17 protein-coding genes are annotated in these 19627 nt (G+C 66.0%); 14 read left to right on the forward strand and 3 right to left on the reverse strand.

What is annotated here, in order from left to right; all coding sequences use genetic code 11:
- Nucleotides 1–30 precede the first annotated feature (30 nt).
- The 12 genes from pheT (at nucleotide 31) to R4P95_RS20725 (ending at nucleotide 14909) form a co-directional block, all read left to right on the forward strand.
- Complete coding sequence (gene pheT, locus R4P95_RS20670) at nucleotides 31–2517, forward strand: phenylalanine--tRNA ligase subunit beta (RefSeq protein ID WP_317746126.1); 2487 nt, start codon at nucleotides 31–33, stop codon at nucleotides 2515–2517.
- Between the two features lie 44 nt (nucleotides 2518–2561).
- Nucleotides 2562–2960 (forward strand): hypothetical protein, encoded by a 399-nt coding sequence (locus R4P95_RS20675; RefSeq protein ID WP_213572332.1) that lies wholly within the window; start codon nucleotides 2562–2564, stop codon nucleotides 2958–2960.
- A 63-nt stretch (nucleotides 2961–3023) separates the two neighbouring features.
- Nucleotides 3024–4079 (forward strand): N-acetyl-gamma-glutamyl-phosphate reductase, encoded by a 1056-nt coding sequence (gene argC / locus R4P95_RS20680; protein ID WP_159921889.1) that lies wholly within the window; start codon nucleotides 3024–3026, stop codon nucleotides 4077–4079.
- A complete protein-coding gene (gene argJ / locus R4P95_RS20685) occupies nucleotides 4076–5317 on the forward strand; it encodes a bifunctional glutamate N-acetyltransferase/amino-acid acetyltransferase ArgJ (protein WP_201453568.1) in 1242 nt (413 codons plus the stop codon). The genes argC and argJ overlap by 4 nt, the downstream gene beginning before the upstream one ends.
- Nucleotides 5314–6240, forward strand: a complete 927-nt coding sequence (gene argB / locus R4P95_RS20690; RefSeq protein ID WP_109329429.1) for an acetylglutamate kinase — start codon at nucleotides 5314–5316, stop codon at nucleotides 6238–6240. The genes argJ and argB overlap by 4 nt, the downstream gene beginning before the upstream one ends.
- On the forward strand, nucleotides 6237–7436 hold the full coding sequence (locus tag R4P95_RS20695) for an acetylornithine transaminase (RefSeq protein ID WP_317746125.1): 1200 nt from the start codon (nucleotides 6237–6239) through the stop codon (nucleotides 7434–7436). Before argB ends, R4P95_RS20695 begins: the two co-directional genes overlap by 4 nt.
- Nucleotides 7433–8380, forward strand: a complete 948-nt coding sequence (gene argF / locus R4P95_RS20700) for an ornithine carbamoyltransferase (RefSeq protein WP_317746124.1) — start codon at nucleotides 7433–7435, stop codon at nucleotides 8378–8380. Before R4P95_RS20695 ends, argF begins: the two co-directional genes overlap by 4 nt.
- Nucleotides 8377–8895, forward strand: a complete 519-nt coding sequence (locus R4P95_RS20705) for an arginine repressor (protein WP_317746123.1) — start codon at nucleotides 8377–8379, stop codon at nucleotides 8893–8895. The genes argF and R4P95_RS20705 overlap by 4 nt, the downstream gene beginning before the upstream one ends.
- Nucleotides 8896–8942: 47 nt before the next feature.
- The gene (locus R4P95_RS20710) at nucleotides 8943–10142 is read left to right on the forward strand and encodes an argininosuccinate synthase (RefSeq protein ID WP_109329432.1); all 1200 of its coding nucleotides are present in this window, start codon (nucleotides 8943–8945) and stop codon (nucleotides 10140–10142) included.
- 2 nt (nucleotides 10143–10144) lie between these two features.
- Nucleotides 10145–11563, forward strand: coding sequence for an argininosuccinate lyase (gene argH / locus R4P95_RS20715; protein WP_317746122.1), 1419 nt, complete (start codon nucleotides 10145–10147; stop codon nucleotides 11561–11563).
- A 110-nt stretch (nucleotides 11564–11673) separates the two neighbouring features.
- Nucleotides 11674–14658 (forward strand): acyl-CoA synthetase, encoded by a 2985-nt coding sequence (locus R4P95_RS20720; RefSeq protein WP_317746121.1) that lies wholly within the window; start codon nucleotides 11674–11676, stop codon nucleotides 14656–14658.
- 38 nt (nucleotides 14659–14696) lie between these two features.
- Entirely contained in the window at nucleotides 14697–14909 is a 213-nt protein-coding gene (locus R4P95_RS20725) for a Trm112 family protein (protein WP_109329435.1), read from the forward strand.
- 15 nt (nucleotides 14910–14924) lie between these two features.
- Here R4P95_RS20725 and R4P95_RS20730 read toward each other — a convergent pair whose 3' ends face one another.
- Genes R4P95_RS20730 through R4P95_RS20740 form a run of 3 tightly spaced genes read right to left on the reverse strand, consistent with a single transcriptional unit; the run spans nucleotide 14925 to nucleotide 17016 of the window.
- The gene (locus tag R4P95_RS20730) at nucleotides 14925–15533 is read right to left on the reverse strand and encodes a TetR/AcrR family transcriptional regulator (protein ID WP_213572327.1); all 609 of its coding nucleotides are present in this window, start codon (nucleotides 15531–15533) and stop codon (nucleotides 14925–14927) included.
- Complete coding sequence (locus R4P95_RS20735; RefSeq protein WP_317746120.1) at nucleotides 15530–16285, reverse strand: ABC transporter permease; 756 nt, start codon at nucleotides 16283–16285, stop codon at nucleotides 15530–15532. The genes R4P95_RS20730 and R4P95_RS20735 overlap by 4 nt, the downstream gene beginning before the upstream one ends.
- Entirely contained in the window at nucleotides 16285–17016 is a 732-nt protein-coding gene (locus R4P95_RS20740) for an ABC transporter ATP-binding protein (RefSeq protein ID WP_208961760.1), read from the reverse strand. The genes R4P95_RS20735 and R4P95_RS20740 overlap by 1 nt, the downstream gene beginning before the upstream one ends.
- 39 nt (nucleotides 17017–17055) lie before the next feature.
- Here R4P95_RS20740 and R4P95_RS20745 point away from each other — a divergent pair, with 39 nt between their 5' ends.
- Together R4P95_RS20745 and tyrS are read left to right on the forward strand one after the other, a co-directional pair.
- Entirely contained in the window at nucleotides 17056–17727 is a 672-nt protein-coding gene (locus R4P95_RS20745; protein ID WP_213572326.1) for a DNA-3-methyladenine glycosylase, read from the forward strand.
- Nucleotides 17728–17735: 8 nt separating this feature from the next.
- A complete protein-coding gene (gene tyrS, locus R4P95_RS20750; RefSeq protein ID WP_249353814.1) occupies nucleotides 17736–19013 on the forward strand; it encodes a tyrosine--tRNA ligase in 1278 nt (425 codons plus the stop codon).
- Nucleotides 19014–19627 lie beyond the last annotated feature (614 nt).

Raw genomic sequence — 19627 nt, forward strand, 5'->3', positions numbered from 1 at the left:
ACATTTCACGAACGAGAGAGCTGAGTAGACGTGCGAGTAGCGCAATCCTGGCTGACCGAGATCCTGCAGCGTGCCACCCCGGGGTGGGGTGTCACCGCGGAGGAGTTGGACGCGGGCTTCGTCCGCGTCGGTCTCGAGGTGGAGGAGGTCGATCGCCTCGAGGCCGTCGCCGGCCCGCTCGTCGTCGGCAAGGTTGTCGAGATCACCGAGCTCACCGAGTTCAAGAAGCCCATCCGCTTCTGCAAAGTCGACGTCGGTCGGCCGGAACCGCAGGGCATCGTGTGCGGTGCCCGTAACTTCGCGGAGGGCGATCTGGTGATCGTCGCACTTCCGGGCGCGGTGCTTCCGGGCGGCTTCGCGATTGCGTCCCGCAAGACGTACGGCCAGGTTTCCGACGGAATGATCTGCTCGGTGGCCGAACTCGGCATCGGCAAGGACCACTCGGGAATTCTGGTACTCGAGCCGGGGGCCGCGGCTCCGGGTGCCGACGCGAAGGCTCTGCTGGGTCTGGACGACACCATCATCGAGCTGAACATCACGCCGGACCGTGGTTACTGCTTCTCGGTGCGCGGGCTGACCCGTGAACTCGCATGTGGGTTCGATCTGGAGTACCTCGACCCTGCGGTGGTGCCGGCACATCCCGCGGAGGGCGAGGCATGGCCCGTGCGCGTCGACCCCGACACGCAGGCCACCCGGTTCGCCGCACGGCGGGTCACGGGTATCGATCCGGCGGCGGCCAGCCCGTGGTGGCTGCAGCGGCGACTGTTGCTGTCGGGGGTCCGGCCTATTTCGCCGGCCGTCGACGTCACCAACTACGTGTTGCTCGAGTTGGGTCAGCCACTGCACGCGTTCGATGCCGCAAAGATCAGCGGCGACCTCGTGGTGCGCCGAGCGGTGGACGGCGAGAAATTGACCACCCTGGACGAGGTCGAGCGGGTCCTCGACCCCGAGGACGTCGTCATCGCCGACGACTCCGGCGTCATCTCGCTCGCCGGTGTCATGGGTGGAGCGACCACCGAGGTCAACTCCGCGAGCACCGACATCCTCCTCGAAGCGGCCACCTGGAATCCGCTTGCGGTGTTCAAGACGGCACGTCGGCACAAGTTGTCCAGCGAGGCGAGCAAGCGATTCGAGCGCGTGGTGGACCCTCGGATCCCTGTGGCCGCGCTGGACCGCGCGGCATCGTTGCTGGTGGAGATCGCCGGCGGACGTATCGAGCCGGTCCTCACCGATGTGGGTGGGGTCACCGGCACAGCTCCGATACGGATGGACATCGACCTGCCGGACCGCGTGGCCGGAGTGACCTACCCGAACGGTACGGCGGCACGCCGGCTGACGCAGATCGGTTGCGACGTCGAAGTCGGCGTCAGCGACGGTGGGCACGGGCAGCTGGTGGCCACCCCGCCGTCGTGGCGGCCCGACCTCGTCCAGCCCGCCGACCTCGTCGAGGAGGTACTGCGTCTCGAGGGGCTCGAGCAGATCCCGTCGGTGCTTCCCGCAGCGCCTGCCGGCCGCGGACTAACGCCCGCCCAGCGCCGCAAGCGCGCCGTCGGCCGGGCGCTCGCCTTCTCCGGATACGTCGAGGTGCTGCCGCCGGTATTCCTTCCCGCTGCCGTCTTCGACTCGTGGGGACTGGACCGGGAAGATCCGCGCCGAAACACCGTCAGGGTGCTCAACCCGCTCGAATCGGACCGCCCGGAGTTGGCGACGACCCTGTTGCCCGGGCTCCTCGAGGTTCTTGCTCGCAACGTCTCCCGCGGCCAGCGCGACCTGTCGCTGTTCGGCGTCGCGCAGGTCGTGTTGCCCGGTCCCGACACGAAGCCGGTCGGTGTCCTCCCGGTCGATCGCCGGCCGACGGACGACGAGATCGCCGAGTTGCTGCAGTCGCTGCCGGCGCAGCCGGTGCACGTCGGCGCCGTGCTCACCGGGATGCGCGAACCGAGCGGACCCTGGGGTCCGGGTCGCCCCGCCGAAGCGAGTGATGCATTCGCTGCCGCTCGCGCAGTCGCGTCCGCGGCAGGAGTCGAGCTCGAGTTCCGCGCGACGCAGTATCTACCGTGGCACCCGGGACGCGGCGCGGAGTTGTTGCTCGACGGTGTCGTCGTCGGGCATGCCGGTGAGCTTCATCCCGCGGTCCTCGAGCGGGCAGGGTTGCCGCCGCGCACGTGCGCTGTCGAAATCGACCTCGACGCCCTTCCCCTCGTGGAGAATCTCCCCGCCCCCAAGGTGTCGCCGTTCCCGGCTGTGCTGCAGGACGTCGCGGTCGTCGTCGATGCCACCGTGCCCGCGGCCACCGTGCAAGAGGCTCTGCGTTCGGGTGGCGGTGAACTTCTCGAGGACATCCGTCTCTTCGACGTCTTCGAGGGGGACCAGGTCGGGCCCGGACGGAAGTCGCTCACCTTCGCGCTCCGGTTCCGCGGAGCGGACCGCACGCTGACCGAGGACGAGGCGAGTGCGGCCCGCGACGCTGCGGTCGCGGCTGCCGCAGCTTCGGTGGGTGCCGAATTGCGCAGCTGACCCGTAGCCTGGGAACCACAGCGGGGGCGTGAGGAGCGGGACAGATGGCCGAAGTGCGCGACGTCGTAGCAGCGGCGAGTGAGCTGACCGACGCCGAGTTCCTCGCGGTGGTGCGGGCAGTCGCCGCCGGTCGCCCCGGCCTCGGGGCACTCCTCGCCGCCGTCGACGTCGGAAGCGCGGTCCCGACGGAAGACCCCGTCACCGCGGAGATCGTCCCGGACACCACTCCGCGGTTGCCCGAGCCCGACTACACCGCGGGGGGCGTCCCGACGTTCGATCGTGTGCGGGATCGGATCGAGGAGCGGGTCGGTACGGCGATCGGGTCGGCGGAATTAGCGCACGAAAGCCCGTCCGGCCGATCGGTGGACGAACAGTGGGAAGCGCGGAAGAAAGCCGGCAAGGCCAAACTGGATGAGATCAGGCGGTCACTCGGCAAGCAGTGACCGATCACGGCTCGGGGTCACCCAGACGTGAATTAGCTTGCATGATGATGCATAATCAATCGTATGACTGAGCACGCGGGAAAACCGATCAGGATTGCCGTCGCCGGCGCGAGCGGATACGCCGGAGGCGAGGTGTTGCGTCTGCTGCTGGGGCACCCGTCCTACGCCGACGGGTCACTCCTCATCGGCGCGCTCACCGCCGGTGGTAGCGCCGGATCGAGTCTCGGCTCACATCACCCGCATCTCCTCCCGCTCGCCGACCGCATTCTCGAGGACACCACGGTCGAGACTCTCAGCGGTCACGATGTCGTCTTCCTCGGTTTGCCCCACGGCAATTCGGCGCAATACGCGAAAGCCCTGCCCGAATCCACCGTGATCATCGACTGCGGCGCCGACTTCCGGCTCTCCGACGCCGACGACTGGGAGCGGTACTACAAGAGCCCACATGCCGGCAGCTGGCCCTACGGACTTCCCGAGCTACCCGGTGCGCGCGAAAAGCTCACGGGCGCGACACGGATCGCCGTGCCGGGCTGCTTCCCGACGGTGTCGAGCCTGGCGCTGGCCCCCGCCGTCGCGGCCGGTGTCGTGGAACCACGTGTCACGATCGTCGCGGTCACCGGGGCGTCCGGTGCGGGCCGCGCACCCAAGGCGGATCTACTCGGCTCCGAGGTGATGGGCTCGGTGCGCGCCTATGGAGTCGGCGGCGTACACCGGCACACTCCGGAGATCATTCAGAACCTGTCCGCACTCGCAGGTGAACGAGTCACCGTGTCGTTCACCCCCGTGCTGGCGCCGATGCCCCGCGGCATCCTCGCCACCTGCACCGCAGTGACCACCGCATCCGAGGACGAGATTCGGGCGATCTACGAAAAGGCCTACGCCGACGAACCTTTCGTGCACGTGCTTCCGGCGGGAATGCTGCCGCAGACGGGCGCGGTCACCGGGTCCAACGCCGTTCAGATCGCTGTCGCAGTCGATGCGGACGCCGGTCAGCTCGTCGTCGTCGCCGTGATCGACAATTTGACCAAGGGCACCGCCGGAGGGGCCGTGCAATCGATGAATCTCGCGCTCGGGTTACCCGAGACCGCCGGGCTTTCGACAGTGGGAGTCGCACCGTGAGCAACGACAGAATCGACACCGCCTACACCCGCGACATCGCGGGCGGCAAACTCGTCCGCACCCAAGGGGTGTCGGGTCCGGCCGGGTTCCGGGCGTCGGGGATCAAGGCGGGCATCAAGGCCAACGGAAATGCCGATCTGGCGCTCGTGCTCAACGAAGGTCCCGAGCTCGCAGCTGCGGGGGTGTTCACCACCAACAAGGTCAAGGCTGCCCCGGTGCTGTGGTCACAGCAAGTCCTGACGACGGGCCGGCTGCGCGCAGTGGTACTCAACTCCGGTGGGGCCAACGCCTGTACGGGTGCCGGCGGATTCCAGGACACGCACAGGACGGCCGAGGAAGTCGCATCCGCGCTCAGCAACTGGGGAACCGAGACCGGCGCGGTCGAGGTCGCGGTGTGCTCGACGGGTCTGATCGGCGACCGGCTGCCCATGGACAAGCTTCTTCCCGGCGTCACCGAGGCGGTGCACGAACTGGCCGGCGGCATCTCGGGTGGCACGGACGCGGCCTACGCCATCATGACCACGGACACCGTTCCGAAACAGTCGGCCTTGCACCACGCTGACAAGTGGAATGTCGGCGGGATGGCGAAGGGCGCCGGCATGCTCGCCCCCGCGCTGGCGACCATGCTCTGCGTCATCACCACCGATGCGGTGGCCACCGCCGCCCAGCTCGATGCGGCTCTGCGTGCGGCCACCCGCGTGACTTTCGACCGCCTCGATGTCGACGGTGCGACGTCGACCAACGACACTGTGCTGCTCTTGGCGTCGGGTGCGAGCAACGTCGCCCCCAGCCAGGCGGAACTCGATGCCGCGGTCACCGCGGTGTGTGACGACCTCGCCGACCAGATGATGGCCGACGCGGAGGGAGTCACCAAGCGGGTGCGCGTCACCGTCCGTGGAGCCGCGAGCGAGAACGACGCCCTGATCGGTGCCCGAACCGTCGCCCGCGACAGCCTCGTCAAGACGGCAATCTTCGGCTCCGACCCCAACTGGGGGCGTGTGCTCGCCGCCATCGGTATCGCACCGATCGAGTTGGACCCGGACAAGATCGCGGTTTCGTTCAACGGGTCCCCGGTCTGTATCGACGGGGTCGGTGCGCCCGGCGCCCGTGACGTGGATCTGAGCGGTGTCGACATCGCACTCGACATCGACTTGGGTGTCGGCGCGCATGCCGTGACCATCCGGACCACGGACCTCTCACACGCCTACGTCGAAGAGAACTCGGCGTACTCGTCATGACCCCGGGCAGCGAAACACTGGTCGGAATCACCGATCACCAGAAAGCACACGTGCTCGCCGAGGCCCTGCCGTGGCTGCAGCAATTCCGTGGCAAGGTCGTGGTCGTGAAGTACGGCGGCAACGCCATGATCGACGACGCACTGAAGACGGCGTTCGCGGCCGACATGGCGTTTCTCCGCACGGTGGGAATCCACCCGGTCGTCGTGCACGGCGGCGGACCCCAGATCAATGCCATGCTTGCCAAGCTCGGAATGACCGGCGAATTCAAGGGTGGATTCCGGGTCACCACGCCCGAGGTGATGGACGTGGTGCGGATGGTGTTGTTCGGCCAGGTCGGCCGCGAACTCGTGGGGCTGATCAATGCGCACGGGCCCTACGCGGTCGGTATTTCCGGCGAGGACGCCCACCTGTTCACTGCGACCAAGCGCACCGTGATGGTCGACGGGAATCCCACCGACATCGGCCTCGTCGGCGACGTCACGACGGTCAGTCCGGATGCGGTGCTCGACCTGATCCATGCCGGCCGGATACCCGTGGTCTCCACCATCGCGCCCGACTCGGACGGCGTGGTGCACAACATCAACGCCGACACGGCGGCAGCGGCGCTCGCCGAGGCGATCGGTGCCGAGAAGCTGGTCGTCCTCACCGATGTCGAGGGGCTGTACACCAACTGGCCGGATCGGGATTCGCTGGCCACGCAGATCGACGCTGCGGCGCTGGCGCAGCTCCTGCCGAGTCTCGACGCCGGAATGGTGCCGAAGATGGAGGCCTGCCTCCGGGCCGTCCGCGGCGGCGTGCCCACCGCGCACGTGATCGACGGGCGCATCCCACATTCGGTGCTGCTCGAACTCTTCACCGGTGAGGGCATCGGAACCATGGTGACCCCGACACCGTCGTCATCTACCGAGGGAGTTGTGTCATGACCGGAACTCCGGAACTTCAGCAGCGGTGGTCGGGCGCGCTGATGAACACGTACGGCGTCCCGCGGGTCGCGCTTACGGGCGGCCGCGGCGCCGTGCTGACGGACGCGGAAGGTAAGCAGTACGTGGACCTTCTCGCCGGCATCGCTGTCAACATCCTCGGACACGCGCATCCGGCGATCATCGAGGCGGTCACCCATCAGCTGTCGACGCTGGGACATGTGTCCAACCTCTATGCCAGCGAACCCGCGATCGCCCTGGCGGAGGAATTGCTCTCTCACCTGGGCGCACCCGGCCGGGTCTTCCTGTGCAATTCGGGGACCGAGGCCAACGAGGCGGCTTTCAAGCTGGCCCGCGCGACAGGTCGTTCCAAGATCATCGCCGCGGAAAACTCCTTCCACGGCCGCACGATGGGCGCGCTGGCGCTCACCGGGCAGGCAGCCAAACGTGCCCCGTTCGAACCGATGCCGCCCGGCGTCGAGCACGTGCCGTACGGCGATCTCGATGCGCTGGATCGCACCGTCGACGAAGACACCGCGGCGGTCTTCCTCGAACCCATGATGGGGGAGAGCGGCGTCGTCGTTCCTCCGGAGGGGTATCTGGTCGGTGCGAGGAAGATCACCGCGGACCGCGGTGCGCTGTTGGTGCTCGACGAGGTGCAGACCGGGATCGGCCGGACCGGTTGGTTCTATGCCCATCAGTCCGTCGGCATCATTCCCGACGTCATGACGCTGGCAAAGGGACTCGGTGGGGGAATGCCGATCGGCGCCTGCATTGCCACGGGCGCGACCGCAGATCTGTTCGGGCCCGGTAAACACGGCACCACCTTCGGCGGGAACCCGGTGTGCGCGTCCGCGGCGCTCGCCGTGCTCCGCACGATCGCCGAGGAAGACCTCGTCTCCCGCGCCGACGCACTCGGGAAGTCGCTGTCTGCGGGTATCGAGGGGCTCGGACACCCCTTGATCGACCACGTCCGCGGCGCCGGGTTGCTGCTCGGCATCGTCCTCACCCGGGACGTCGCACCCGCAGTGGAGAACGCGGCGCGCGAGGCCGGTTACCTGCTCAATGCTGCACAGCCCGGTGTCATCCGGTTGGCTCCACCGCTGGTGCTGACCGACGATCAGGCCGAAGGCTTCGTTGCGGCACTGCCCGCAATCCTCGACAACGCGCAATCGGCCGCTCAGCCGGGAAAGCAGTGACGATCGTGGTGAAACACTTCCTGCGGGACGACGACCTGACCCCTGCCGAGCAGGCCGAGGTTCTCGACCTCGCAGCCCGGCTCAAGAAGAATCCCTTCGCGGAGCGCCCGCTCGAAGGCCCGCGCGGTGTCGGCGTCATCTTCGAAAAGAACTCCACCCGTACCCGGTTTTCGTTCGAGATGGGCATCGCCCAACTGGGTGGCCACGCCGTGGTGGTCGACGGACGCAGCACCCAGCTCGGCCGCGAGGAGACACTCCAGGACACCGGTCGGGTGCTGTCGAGGTACGTCGACGCAGTCGTCTGGCGGACGTTCGGGCAGAAGCGTCTCGAGTCGATGGCCTCCGGGGCGAGCGTTCCGATCGTCAACGCCTTGTCCGACGAGTTCCATCCGTGTCAGGTCTTGGCCGACCTCCAGACACTGGCCGAGCGGAAGGGATCGTTGAAGGGCCTGAAACTGACCTACCTCGGGGACGGCGCCAACAACATGGCCCACTCCCTCATGCTCGGCGGAGTCACCGCGGGCGTCGACGTCACGATCGCCAGCCCGGACGGATTCGCGCCGCTGCCGTGGGTAGTCGAGGTGGCGCGGGCACGCGCGGCCGAGACCGGTGCCACGATCACGCTGACGGGCGATGCGCACTCGGCGGTCGCGGGCGCGGACGCACTCGTGACCGACACGTGGACGTCGATGGGACAGGAGAACGACGGGCTCGACAGAGTCGGACCGTTCCGCCCTTTCCAGGTCGACGAGGCACTGCTCGCGCGAGCCGATTCCGAAGCCGTGGTTCTGCACTGCCTTCCCGCCCACCGCGGTGAGGAGATCACCGACGCGGTGCTCGACGGACCGCAGAGCGTGGTGTGGGACGAGGCCGAGAACCGGCTCCACGCGCAGAAGGCGCTTCTGGTGTGGCTTCTCGCACAACGATCCGGGGATCGTCCGTGAGTCCGGTTCCGCCACATCGAGTGGGTGCCACCAATGCGGCGACCGCGCCGACGCGGGCAGGGCGTCAGGCCCGGATCGTGGCGATCCTCTCGACCAACCCGGTCCGCAGCCAGACCGAGCTCGCGTCCCTGCTGGCCGCCGAAGGGATCGACGCCACCCAGGCCACGCTCTCCCGTGACCTCGAAGAACTCGGGGCCGTCAAGCTGCGCGCGGCCGATGGTGGTGCCGGCGTGTACGTGGTACCCGAGGACGGGAACCCGGTGCGCGGAGTCTCGGGCGGAACGGACAGATTGGAGCGATTGCTGGGGGAGTTGCTGGTGTCCACGGACTCGAGTGGCAACCTGGCGGTGCTGCGAACGCCTCCCGGGGCGGCGCACTATCTGGCGAGTGCACTCGATCGGGCATCATTACCTGACGTCGTGGGAACCGTAGCCGGCGACGACACCCTTCTCGTGGTGGCCCGTGAGCCGCTGACCGGGGCGGAACTCGCGGCGAAGATCGAATCCCTCGCCTGACAACTGAATCATCTCTACAGATCTTCAACCTAAGGAGCACAAGGACCATGGCCGATCGCGTCGTACTCGCCTACTCGGGCGGGCTGGACACCTCAGTCGCCATCAGCTGGATCGGCAAGGAGACGGGCAAGGAAGTTGTTGCTGTCGCCATCGATCTCGGCCAGGGCGGCGAGGACATGGAGGTCGTGCGCCAGCGTGCGCTCGACTGCGGCGCGGTCGAGTCGGTCGTGGTGGATGCACGGGACGAATTCGCCGACGAGTACTGCCTCCCGACCATCCAGGCCAACGCCCTGTACATGGATCGTTACCCGTTGGTGTCGGCGATCAGCCGCCCGTTGATTGTCAAGCACCTCGTCGACGCGGCCCGCGCCTACGGCGGCACCACCGTCGCGCACGGCTGCACCGGCAAGGGCAACGACCAGGTCCGCTTCGAGGTCGGGTTCGGTTCGCTGGCCCCGGACCTCGACGTGATCGCTCCCGTTCGCGACTATGCCTGGACCCGTGAGAAGGCCATCGCGTTCGCCGAGGAGAACGAGATCCCGATCAATGTCTCGAAGAAGTCCCCGTTCTCGATCGATCAGAACGTGTGGGGACGCGCGGTCGAGACCGGCTTCCTCGAGGATCTGTGGAATGCACCGACCAAGGACGTCTACGACTACACCCAGGACCCGACCGTCAACTGGCAGGCCCCGGACGAACTGATCATCAGCTTCGAGGAAGGCCGCCCCGTCGCGATCGACGGCAAGCCGGTGTCGGTCCTCGAAGCGATCCAGGAACTGAACCGTCGTGCCGGCGCTCAGGGGGTCGGTCGCCTCGACGTCGTGGAAGACCGGCTGGTGGGCATCAAGAGCCGCGAAATCTACGAGGCTCCGGGCGCCATGGTGCTGATCAATGCGCACCAGGAACTCGAGCACGTCACGCAGGAACGTGAACTCGGCCGCTACAAGCGGCAGACGGAGCAGCGCTGGAGCGAGCTGGTGTACGACGGCCTGTGGTTCTCGCCGCTGAAGGTGGCACTGGACACTTTCATCGCGAAGACCCAGGAGCGCGTCTCGGGTGACATCCGCCTGGTTCTGCACGGCGGCGCGATCATCGTCAACGGCCGCCGGAGCAACCAGTCGCTCTACGACTTCAACCTGGCCACCTACGACGAGGGCGACACCTTCGACCAGTCGTTCGCCAAGGGGTTCGTGCAGATCCACGGTCTGTCCTCGAAGGTCGCCGCGAAGCGCGATCTGGGCCTGTAGGCATGACGGCGCACGGCACCAACGAAGGTGCGTTGTGGGGCGGTCGGTTCGAGTCCGGACCCGCCGCCGCCATGGCGGCCCTGAGCAAGTCGACCCACTTCGATTGGGTTCTCGCACCCTATGACGTGCGGGCGTCGCAGGCGCACGCCCGGGTCCTGCACAAGGCGGGACTGCTCAGTGCGGAGGACCTCGCGACCATGCTGGGTGGGCTCGACAGCCTGGCAGCCGATGTGGCGAGCGGAACATTCGGTCCGAGTGAATCCGACGAGGACGTGCACGGCGCCCTCGAACGGGGCCTGATCGATCGGGTCGGCCCGGAAGTCGGGGGACGCCTGCGGGCGGGTCGCTCACGAAACGATCAAGTGGCGACGCTGTTTCGCATGTGGTTGCGGGATGCGGTCCGCCGGGTCTCGGCCGGGGTGTTGGACGTCGTGGATGCGCTCGCGACGCAGGCGGCCGCGCATCCGTCCGCGGTGATGCCCGGCAAGACGCACCTGCAGGCCGCGCAGCCGGTTCTGCTGGCACATCATCTGCTGGCACACACCCACCCCTTGCTGCGAGACGTGCAGCGCCTGCGGGACTTCGACGTGCGAGCCGCGGTGTCCCCGTACGGTTCGGGTGCGCTCGCCGGGTCCTCACTCGGGCTCGACCCAGAGGCCATCGCCGCGGAACTCGCGTTCGACTCTTCGGCCGAGAACTCGATCGACGCGACGTCGTCGCGGGACTTTGCGGCCGAGGCCGCGTTCGTGCTCGCGATGATCGGAGTGGATTTGTCGCGGATGGCGGAGGAGGTCATCCTCTGGAGCACCCCGGAATTCGGCTACATCACGCTGGCCGATGCCTGGTCGACGGGTTCGTCGATCATGCCGCAGAAGAAGAATCCGGACGTGTCCGAGCTGACTCGTGGGAAGTCGGGCAGGCTGATCGGCAACCTGACGGGTCTGCTGGCCACGTTGAAGGCGCAGCCGCTCGCTTACAACAGGGACCTGCAGGAAGACAAGGAACCGGTTTTCGATTCGGTGGCACAACTCGAAATGCTGCTGCCTGCGATCACCGGGCTGATTTCGACTCTCGAGTTCCACACCGACCGGATGGCGGAATTGGCGCCCGCCGGTTTCACACTGGCCACGGATATCGCCGAGTGGCTGGTTCGCCAGGGCGTACCGTTCCGCGTCGCCCATGAGGCGGCGGGTGCCTGCGTGCGTGTCGCCGAGGCACGAGGCGTCGGCCTCGAGGATCTCACCGACGAGGAACTGGCAGCAGTCGATCCTTCCCTGACGCCGGACGTTCGGGAGGTGCTCACGGTCGAGGGCTCGATCGCGTCGCGCAACGCCCGCGGTGGCACGGCCGGTATCCGGGTAGCCGAGCAGTTGGGTGGTGTTCGCCGACTCTCCGAGTCCATGCGGGAATGGTGCCGGTGATGCCTCCGTCGTCGACCCTCCAATAGGGCAGTGTGACGCGTCAGGCGCAGTAGGGTGAGGGCGGCGGCAGTGAGACGTACGTCGCGGTTCGAGAGTCTGGGAGAGTATTCGTGGGTTTTTCTACCGAAACGGTAAAGGGCCCGATCCGTCGGGTAGTGGCGACGGCGCAGAACGGTTTGGAGGTAGTCCGCCTCGGCGGACTCGAGACAGACCTGACCACCTCGCCGTTCGAGGTGGTCGAACGTCGGCCTATGTATCGACTCCGGCGATACTTTCCCGACACCGACCCGGCGGAGGTCGGCCCTCCCATCGTGCTGGTGCCGCCGATGATGATGTCGGCCGACGTCTACGACGTGACCCGCGATCAGGGCGCCGTGGGCATCCTGCACGGAATGGGGATCGATCCCTGGGTGGTCGACTTCGGGTCGCCGGACACCGAAGAGGGGGGATGGGACAGAAATCTCGCCGATCACATCGTCGCGATCAGCGAGATCATCGACACGGTCCGTGCCCACACCGGCCGCGACGTCCATCTCTCGGGGTATTCGCAGGGTGGCATGTTCGCCTACCAGGCGGCTGCTTACCGCCGCAGTCGCAACATTGCGAGTCTGATCACCTTCGGCAGCCCCGTGGACACTCTGGCCGGTCTGCCGTTCGGAATTCCCGCCGGATTTGCGAGCGACGCAGCGGCTTTCCTCGCGGACCATGTGTTCAACCGTCTCGCGGTGTCCGGGTGGATGGCGCGCATGGGTTTCCAGCTCCTCGACCCGGTGAAGACCCTCAAGTCCCGTCTCGAATTTCTTCGGCAACTGCACGACAGGGAGGCGCTCCTCCCACGGGAACAACAGCGCCGGTTTCTCGCGACCGACGGATGGGTCGCTTGGTCGGGTCCCGCAGTGGCAGAGCTGCTCAAGCAGTTCATCGTCCACAACCGGATGATGACCGGCGGTTTCGTCATCAAGGACCGCGTCGTGTCACTCGCCGAGCTCACCTGCCCGATCATGGCGTTCGTCGGTGAAGTCGACGACATCGGGCAGCCGCTGGCGGTCCGCGGGATTCGCCGGGCCGCACCGCGTGCCAACGTGTACGAATCTACTTTGAGGGTAGGGCATTTCGGGCTCGTGGTCGGTTCAGCGGCGGCCGCGCACACATGGCCGACCACCGGTGAATGGGTGCGGTGGAACGAGGGTATGGGGCCTAAACCGTCCACTGTGGATCTCATGCGGTACGACGAGCACTTCGGCAGCGAGACCGGAGTGTCGATCAGCGATCGCATCATCCACACGGTGGCCTCGGTCGCGGAAGTCGGGGTGGGGGTCGGCAAGGGAATAACAGGATTCGCCTCGGGAGCGGTTCGCGGCACGGTGGAGCTGTCCGGTGAGGCCACACGCGCTCTTCCGCGTCTCGCGCGTCTCGGCCAGATGCAACCGCACACTCAGATCTCCCTCAGCCGGCTTCTGGCGGAGCAGCGTCGGAAGGCGCCGAACGGTGAGTGCTTCCTCTTCGACAACCGGGTACATACCTATGAGGCGGTGAACCAGCGGATCGACAATGTCGTTCGTGGATTGATCTCCGCCGGCGTGCGGCCTGCTGCACACGTCGGTGTGGTCATGGAAACCCGGCCGAGCGCGCTGGCTGTCATCGCGGCGCTGTCCCGGCTCGGCGCCGTGGCAGTTCTCCTTCCTCCGGGCCGCGAAATCCACACCGCTATCCGGATCGATGGGGTCGAACGCATCGTCACCGACCCCGAGAATCTCGACGCCGCCCTCGCCACCGGAATGCAGGTCCTCGTCCTCGGTGGGGGAGACCTCCGCAGTCTCGATGTCGAGCCCGGGTCGAACGTCGTCGATCTCGAGCAGATCGACCCGGAGTCCGTCGCTTTGCCAGGCTGGTACCGGCCCGACCCCGGGCTGGCACGAGAGCTGGCGTTCATCATCTGCAGTGAATCCAACGGGCACTGGGAGACCAAGCAGATCACCAACTACCGCTGGGCGCTGTCTGCCTTCGGTACCGCCTCGGCCGCCGATCTCGATCGCGGCGACACGGTGTATTGCATTGCTCCCCTGCATCATTCATCCAGTCTCCTCGCGGCAGTGGGGGGAGCGGTGGCGGGTGGCTCACGTATCGCCCTGTCGAAGGGCCTCGACGCCGAGCGCTTCACCGAGGAGGTCCAGCGTTACGGCGTGACCGTCGTCAGCTACACGTGGACGATGATGCGTGAAATCCTCGATGCGGAAAGCCTCGATCTGCTCGGTAACTACCCGATCCGCCTGTTCCTCGGTTCCGGTATGCCACAGGGGTTGTGGCGGCGCACCACCGAGTGTTTCGCGCCCGCGAAGGTGCTGGAGTTCTACGCGTCGACCGAAGGTGATGTCGTTCTCGCGAACGTCGCAGGCGCCAAGATCGGGTGCAAAGGCAGGCCGTTGCCGGGTAGCGCCGACGTGCGACTGGCCGCATACGACCCGATCTCCGGACGTCTACTCGAAGACGACCGGGGCTTCGTCCGCGAATGTGCGGACAACGAGGTCGGTCTACTCCTCGGCAAGGCGGGCGTGCACGGTGAAATGTCCGGTGTGGCCATGCGGGGCATCTTCGCTGCCGGCGACGCGTGGATCGCGACGGAAAACCTCTTCCGCCGCGATGCAGACGGTGACTATTGGCTGGTCGATCACAAGAAGACCGTCATCTCCACCGCCCGAGGACCTGTGTTCACGCAACCGATCGTGGACGCCCTGGCAGCCGTCGACAGGATCGACCTGGCCGTGGCCTACGGCATCGAGGTCGGCGGCAGAACGTTGGCGGTTGCGGCGTTCACCCTCCGCGACGGACGCCCGCCACGGCTGGCCGATGTGGCGGAGGCCATCGAAGCACTCCCGTTCGGGTGGCGTCCCGACATCGTCCATGTGGTCGATGCCATCCCGCTGGGCTCGTCGTTCCGCCCCAATGCCGACGGTCTGAGTGCGGCAGGTCTGCCGAAGCCGGGCACCCGCGTCTGGTATCTCGACTCGACCTCACAGGAGTACAAACGGTTGACGAAAGCAGTAGCAGCGCAGTTCCACGACGGCTCGGCCGGCATGTCCGCTGGTGCGCGGTAATCTGAGGCTGCTCACCCGAACGGTTGGAGAGGACACCCGTGGTTATTGATCCGACACTGCTCAGCATTCTGGCGTGCCCACAGGACAAGGGCCCGCTGCTGCTGGTCGGAGACGAGTTGCTCTACAACCCTCGACTTCGGCGCGCCTATCCCATCGAGAACGGGATCCCGGTTCTCCTCATCGACGAGGCGCGGGACGTGGACGCCGAGGAGCACGAACAGCTGGTTGCCCGGGCGTCTGCGCAGTCGTGATCGCGGCGCGTTGAATCAGGCCGGCACGGGTCCGGTGAGATAGCGCTGGAGCGTCGGCGCTATCACGTCGACCAGGTCCTCGATCGGGAGAGAAGCGAGTGGTTCGAACTCGAGGATGTACCGGGTCACCAGAATCCCTACCATCTGCGACGCCACCAGCTGCATACGCAGGATCCCGGTTCCGGGTGGCTCGTCGACTCTCGGGCCGAGGTCACGAAATACCACTTCCACGAGGAAGGTTCGGATCAAGGTCGGTTCGTTTCCCGCCATCGCGGAACGGAACGCCGCGACAACTGCCGGTCGGTGCGGTGACTCCCAGACCGAGAAGACGGCTTCCGCGAGGTGGCGCCCGACCTTGTCGGTCGGGATGTCGAGGACCGGTGCAATCACCTGGGTGGGGTCGACGGGAATGTCGACGGAGTCCAGGAACAGCTGGCGTTTGGTCCCGAAGTAGTGATGCACGAGCGCCGCATCGACGCCTGCACTCAGGGCGACTGCACGCACACTCGTTTTATCGAACCCATTCTGTGCGAACAGCTTTCGTGCGACTGCCAGTATCCGAGATCGAGTGTCCTGATTTCCGGGTCTGCGGCCCGAACGCGTTCGTGCGCGTGGTGCCGTCATGGTGTGCGACGCCTCAGTGTGGCGGCTCCGAGCGACAGCGCGAGTAGTGCGAAGGCGGCGACCACGGTGAGATCGCGCCACATGATTCCGGTGGTTCCCGGGTGGGTCGCGACCTGTTGAAGCGCCTCGACCGCGTAGCTCAGTGGCAGGACGTTGCTGATCCATTCGAGCCAGGTGGGGAGCTGATCGCGGGGGACGAGCAGCCCGCACAGGAACAGTTGGGGAACCACGATGACGGGCATGAACTGCACGGCCTGGAACTCGGTGCGGGCGAAGGCGCTGCACAGGAGGCCGAGCGCAACACCGAGAATCGCGTTCAGTACCGCGATCAGCAGAACCCAGCTCACGCTGCCTTCGGTGTCGAGACCGAGGAAGCCGAATGCGACGGCGCAGGCCAGCGCAGCCTGTGCGGCGGCTGCCGTGGAGAAGGCTGCCGCGTAGCCGCCGAGAAGGTCCAGTTTGCCCAGTGGTGTCGTGAGGAGGCGTTCCAGGGTTCCCGAGGTGCGTTCGCGTTGCATCGCAATCGACGTGACGAGGAACATCACCACGAAGGGAAGGATGCCGAGCATCGTGATCGCTACCCGCTCGAAAAGCGATTGCTGGCCGGGGGCCGCCGGCACGTTCTGGTACAGGAAATACAGCAGCACCATCAGCAGGCTCGGTACCAGGAGGATCATGGCGACCGTGCGATGGTCGGCCCGCAACTGCGCGAGTATCCGACCTGCCGTTGCGAGGAAGATTCTGGCGTTCATCAGTTTTCACTTCCCACCTGTGACGTGCGGATCAAGGTCAAGAAGGCATCTTCGAGGCTCGACTCACCGGTCTGACGGCGCAGGCCGGTGGGAGATTCCTGCGCGAGTACGTGCCCGTCGCGCATCAGGAGCAGCGAATCGCAGTGTTCGGCTTCGTCCATCACATGGCTGGACACCAGGAGGGTCGTTCCTCCGGCAGCGAGGGCCTCGAACCGCTCCCACAGTTCGACACGAAGCAACGGATCGAGGCCGACGGTGGGCTCGTCGAGTACGAGGATCTCCGGGTCCGCGACCAGTGCGCAGGCGAGTGAAGCTCGTCCGAGTTGACCCCCGGAGAGGTCCGCTGCTTTCTGGCCGGCGAACCGGGTGAGTCCGACCGCGTCGATGGCGTCGGTGACCGCACCTGCCGGCCGGCCGTAGAGCGCGGCGTAGTACGCGACGTTCTTTTTGACGGTGAGGTCGGTGTACACGCTAGGTGTTTGGGTGACGTATCCCACTCGGCTCCGTAGCGAGACCGAACCAGCGGGCGATCCCAGGACGGTGACGGAACCGGACTCCACGATTTGAGTACCGACCACGCACCGCATCAGTGTCGTTTTGCCGCAGCCGGAAGGACCGAGAAGTCCGGTGATGGACCCGCCGGGTACTTGCACGTCGACGCCGTGCAGGACCTCGTTCTTTCCTCGCCGTACGCGGAGATCCCGGATGTCGATCGCAGGGCTGCCGTTCATGGCGTGCCTCAATTCATCACTGGGTGAATTCACTGCCTGATGAATTATGCGTCCACGGAGAGCTGTGCGTCAACGGTTGGGCACAATCGGAGGGTGACTGTCGATCGTCTTGCCGAGGCCCACCCCACCGAAGCCGCAAGAATCGTGCTGGGGTCCACCTTGATCGTCGCGGACGTACGCCTTCGTATCGTCGAGGTCGAGGCGTACGGCGGAGAAGCAGAGGGACCATGGCCGGACCCGGCATCGCACTCGTATCGGGGGAAGACGCCGCGGAACGCGGTGATGTTCGGTCCTGCCGGACACCTGTACGTGTACCGCAGCTACGGAATGCACTTCTGCATGAATGTGTCGTACGGGCCGGTCGGGACCGCCGGCGGAGTGCTTCTGCGCGCAGGTGAAATCCTCGACGGTGCGGAAACTGTCCGCGCACGACGATCGCGGGTTACCCGGCCCGCTGATTTCGCGCGGGGTCCCGGGAACTTGGGGTCGGCCACCGGCGTCACCCTCGCCGACAACGGTGCGCCGCTGTTCGCAGCCGATTCACCGATCCGGCTCGAGATCACCGAGTCGGAAGGATGGGTGAGTGGTCCCCGGGTGGGGGTCAGCGCGGCCGCTGACCGGCCGTGGCGTTTCTGGATTCCCGAGTCCGCTGCCGTGTCGGCCTATCGGAGAAGCCCGCGTGCGATGCCCGTCGACGAGCGGATGGGATGATCGATCACGTGACTGAGAACATCATCGATGAACTGACCTGGCGCGGGCTGATCGCTCAATCAACCGATCTGGACGCATTGCGTCGTGATCTCGACGCCGGACCGGTCACGCTGTATGCGGGGTTCGACCCGACTGGACCCAGTCTGCACGCCGGGCACCTGGTACCTCTGCTCGCGCTCAAACGGTTCCAGCGCGCAGGGCACCGGCCAGTGGTCCTGGCAGGTGGCGCGACGGGACTCATCGGTGATCCGCGTGATGTCGGTGAACGGACAATGAACTCCTCCGACACGGTGGCCGCGTGGGCCGATCGCATCCGCGGCCAACTCGAACGGTTCGTCGACTTCGACGATTCCCCCAGCGGCGCCGTCGTCGAGAACAACATGAACTGGACCGGGAAGCTGTCGGCGATCGACTTCCTCCGAGATGTCGGCAAGCACTTCTCGGTCAACGTCATGCTTGCGCGGGACACGGTGAAACGCAGGCTCGAATCCGACGGCATGTCCTACACGGAGTTCAGCTACATGCTGCTCCAGGCCAACGACTACCTCCATCTGCGCCGTAGCCACGGGTGCACATTGCAGGTGGGCGGGTCGGATCAGTGGGGCAACATCATCGCCGGTGTCGACCTGAACCGCCGCATCGACGCCGCGACAGTGCACGGACTCACCGTTCCGTTGGTGACCTCCGCCGACGGTAAGAAGTTCGGCAAGTCGACCGGTGGTGGCAGCCTGTGGCTCGATCCCGAGATGACCAGCCCCTACGCCTGGTACCAGTACTTCGTGAACACGAGCGACGCCGATGTCGTGAAATACCTGCGATGGTTCACCTTCCTTTCGCCGGAGGAGCTTGCGGAGCTCGAGTCGGCGACAGTTGAACGTCCGCATGCTCGCGAGGCCCAGCGGAGGCTGGCAGCGGAAATGACAACTCTCGTCCACGGAGAAGCGAACACCCGCGCCGTGGAGCTGGCTAGCAAGGCACTGTTCGGCAGGGGTGAATTGCAGGATCTCGACGAACCGACGCTGGCTGCGGCGCTCCGCGAAGCGGCGGTCGCAGAGTTGGCGCCCGGGGCACCTGCCAGCATCGTGGATCTGCTCGTGCTCAGTGGGCTGTGCGAGAGCAAGGGCGCTGCCCGCCGTGCGGTGAAGGAAGGCGGTGCGTCGGTTAACAATCGCAAGATCAGCAGCGAGGAGTGGACCCCCTCGGGCGACGATCTTCTCCATGGAACCTGGCTCGTGATTCGGCGCGGTAAACGGAACTTCGCCGGCATCCAGGTGGTTGCGCGCTAGGGTGCCCGGCATCACACTGTTGTAAGTCCGGGACATGATCCGCAGGTGGCTGACGCTGTGCGCGTTCCACCTGCGGATTTAACGCGCTGGACTCCTCCGAACTGGGGATTTGACGCTCCGTTATCCGTCGCGTAACTTATTCGAAGTCAGAGCGACACGGACACCGACCCCGGCCGGAAGGCGGGGGACACGAGGTTGGACGAAGGCGCCTGAACTTCCCGAAGATGCTGATTTCGATTGGTGTGTTCGAGATGTCCTGGAGGTTCCCGTTTGCATCGGGAGGTGGCAGGAGTTAGGCTGGAGCGGTTGCCCCGGAGCGGCTAGCGAGTGTGCTGGTGGTGATGGTGTGTGCGTGTTCTTTGAGAACTCAACAGTGTGTCGATGAATGTCAGTGCCAAATGTTTTTGGTACTCCGCATCACGGATGATCGGCTGGGCCTTTGGGTTTGGTTGTGAGTGGTGTGGGTATTTGCTGGCTCTTTCTCCTTCTTCCGTCGGAGAGGGGGTCAGTGTGATTGAGCTAGTTTGAGTTTTTGATCGCTAGTGATTTGACTCGATGTCTATGACTGATTGGGGTTCGCCTCTTTCTAGAGTCTTCAACGGAGAGTTTGATCC

The organism is Rhodococcus sp. IEGM 27 (assembly GCF_033142305.1).
Classification (GTDB): Bacteria; Actinomycetota; Actinomycetes; order Mycobacteriales; family Mycobacteriaceae; genus Rhodococcus_F; species Rhodococcus_F oxybenzonivorans.